Origin of the sequence: Kineococcus glutinatus (assembly GCF_039542765.1) — a bacterium.
Classification (GTDB): Bacteria; Actinomycetota; Actinomycetes; order Actinomycetales; family Kineococcaceae; genus Kineococcus_A; species Kineococcus_A glutinatus.
This window is the reverse complement of the sequence record NZ_BAABIL010000790.1, coordinates 1-2,787: the sequence shown is the minus strand read 5'-3', so window position 1 is coordinate 2,787 and position 2,787 is coordinate 1. Positions and strand designations below refer to the sequence as shown.

At 77.0% G+C, this 2,787-nt stretch carries 2 protein-coding genes; both read left to right on the top strand.

Annotated features, from left to right (window positions below; genetic code table 11):
* The first annotated feature begins 149 nt into the window (after window positions 1–149).
* Window positions 150–2,438, top strand: coding sequence for a beta-L-arabinofuranosidase domain-containing protein (locus ABEB16_RS21460; RefSeq protein WP_345714209.1), 2,289 nt, complete (start codon window positions 150–152; stop codon window positions 2,436–2,438).
* Window positions 2,439–2,528: 90 nt separating this feature from the next.
* Window positions 2,529–2,787, top strand: a 259-nt coding sequence (locus ABEB16_RS21455; protein WP_425560288.1) for an FAD-dependent oxidoreductase, incomplete at its 3' end; no start/stop codon positions are given.

Here is a 2,787-nt window from a genome sequence, read left to right as displayed (position 1 = left end):
GGGCCGCCCGGCCCGCGGCCCGTCTTCGGTATCGTGCGGCCCGCCCAGCCGGCCGCGGTCCGCCTGCACGCCGTCGCCCCGTCCGCGCCCGCGCCGCGGGGTGCGGCAGCCCCCACCGCCGCGCTCGTCCCCGGAGGTCCTCGCCCGTGATGCAGCATCCTGGTGCGCAGCTGTTCGACCCGGACGCCGTCCGGCTCCTCGACGGTCCCTTCAAGCAGGCGCAGGACGCCGACGTGCGCTACGTCCTGGCGCTGGACGCCGACCGGCTCTGCGCGCCCTACCTGCGCGAGGCGGGGCTGCCGCCGCGGGCACCGGCCTACGGCAACTGGGAGGGCGACGGCCTCGGCGGCCACATCGGCGGGCACCACCTGTCCGCCTGCGCGCAGCTGTGGGCCGCGACCGGCGACGAGCGCCTGCGGCAGCGGCTGGAGCACGTCCTGGACGAGTTCGAGCGCTGCCAGCGCGCGGTCGGGACGGGCTTCCTCGGCGGTGTGCCCGGTGGCCGGGCGCTGGGCGAGGAGCTGGCGGCGGGGAAGGTCGACGCCGACACGTTCAGCCTCAACGGGCGCTGGGTGCCGCTCTACAACCTGCACAAGACGCTCGCCGGCCTGCTGCACGCCGCCACCCACGCGCGCTCCGAGCGCGCGCTGCGGATGGCGGCCGGGCTGGGGGACTGGTGGCTCTCGGTCAGCCGGCACCTGGACGCGGCGGCGTTCGAGGAGATCTTGACGACCGAGTTCGGCGGCATGACCGCCTCCTTCGCCGAGCTGGCCGCGCTCACCGGTCGCGAGGAGTTCCTGCACGAGGCGCAGCGGTTCGCGCACCGCGCACTGCTGGACCCGCTCGGCGAGGGGTGCGACCCGCTGGACGGCCTGCACGCCAACACCCAGATCGCCAAGGTCGTCGGGTACGCGCGGGTCGCCGCGCACACCGGGGACCCGCGCTACCTGCGCGCGGCGCTGCACTTCTGGCAGGTCGTGACCGGCCGGCGCACCGTCGCCATCGGCGGCAACAGCGTGCGCGAGCACTTCCACCCCGCCGACGACTTCGGCCCGGTGCTGCTGGACCGGCAGGGCCCGGAGACGTGCAACACCGCCAACATGCTGGAGCTGACGGCCCTGCTGTTCGCCCTCACGGGGGACCCGGCCCTGCTGGACTTCCACGAGCGGGCCACCCTCAACCACGTGCTGTCCTCCCAGCACCCCGGGCGCGGGGGGTTCGTCTACTTCACCTCGATGCGCCCGGCCCACTACCGCGTCTACTCCCAGCCGGACACGTCGATGTGGTGCTGCGTCGGGTCCGGCATGGAGAACCACGCCCGCTACGGCCGGCTGGTGTTCACCCGCTCCGGCGCCGACCTCGCCGTGAACCTCTACCTCGCCGCGGCGCTGGAGTGGCCCGAGCACGGGCTGGCGGTCCGGCTGGAGGCGGACCTGCTGAGGTCCGACACCGCCGAGCTGCACGTCAGGGCCGCCGGGTCCTGGGAGGGCGCCGTGCTGCTGCGCCGCCCCGGGTGGGCCTCCTCCGTGGACGTCGCGGTGGACGGGCGGCCCGCCGAGGTCGAGGAGGCCGGCGGCTACCTGCGGCTGCACCGGCGCTGGTCGGGCAGCCACGTCGTCACCGTGCGCCTGGGCGCCGGGCTCGCCGTGGAGGAGCTGCCGGACTCCTCGCCGTGGGGGGCCTACCGGTGGGGCCCGGTCGTGCTGGCCGCCCGCCAGGGCGGCGAGCGCCTCGACGGGCTGCTGGCGGGGGAGGAGCGGATGGGGCACGACGCCGCCGGTCCCGTGCGCCCGATCGGGGACACCCCCGTCGTCGCCGGCGAGGACCCGCTGGGCGCCGCCGTGCTGCGCAGCCGGGACCCGCTGCGGGTCGAGCTGGCCGTCGACCCGGCGGGCGGCGCGCCGGCCGCGGTGGTGCTGGAGCCGTTCGCCACCCTGCACGACGAGCGCTACACGGTGTACTGGCCCCTGGGGGAGGCCGGCCGCGCGGCGCGGGACCGGCTGGCCGCCGCGGAGGGCGCGGCCGACGACGTGGTCGTGGACGAGGTCGCCGCCGGCGAGCAGCAGCCGGAGTCCGACCACGGCTTCGCCGGCGAGCACACCCGTGCCCGGCTGCGGGGCGCCGCGCACTCGCGCAGCGCGACCGGCTGGTTCTCCTACGCGCTGCGCGACCCCGAGGGGACGGGGAGCCTGCTGCGGCTGACGTTCGCCGCACCGGATCCGGCCGACCCGCGCGCCCACGAGCTGAGCCTGGGCGGGGTGGTGCTCGGCGAACCGGTGGCCAGCACGCCGGAGGGGGACCTGGTCCACCTCGACCACCGCGTCGAGGCCGCCCACCGCGGCGGGCCCGGCGGCCGCCTCGTGCTCGTGGTCCGCGCCCGCGACGGCCTGCCGACCGGTGACCTGGTGCGGGTCCGGCTGCTGGGCGGCGCCGGCTGACCGGCCGCACCACCGGCCGCACCACCGGTTGCGCCTAGGCTGACCGGCGTGGCGGAGCGGGTCGACGTCGTCGTGGTGGGCGGCGGGGCGATGGGGTCGGCGGCGGCGTGGCAGCTCGCCCGCCGCGGCCGGCAGGTGCTGCTGCTGGAGCGCTTCGCACCCGGGCACCACCACGGCGCCTCGCACGGCGCGACGCGCAACTTCAACACCGCCTACGCCCAGCCGGTCTACCTCGACCTCGTCCTGGAGGCCCTCGGGTCGTGGCGGGAGCTGGAGGCGGCCTCGGGCACGGTGCTGCTGGACCTGGTGGGGCTCGTCAACCACGGCGTGGTGGCGCCCTACGAGGCCG

Coding starts and splice junctions, on each gene's coding strand:
- ABEB16_RS21460 (WP_345714209.1), top strand. CDS start 150: ATGCAGCATCCTGGTGCGCAGCTGTTCGACCCGGACGCCGTCCGGCTC.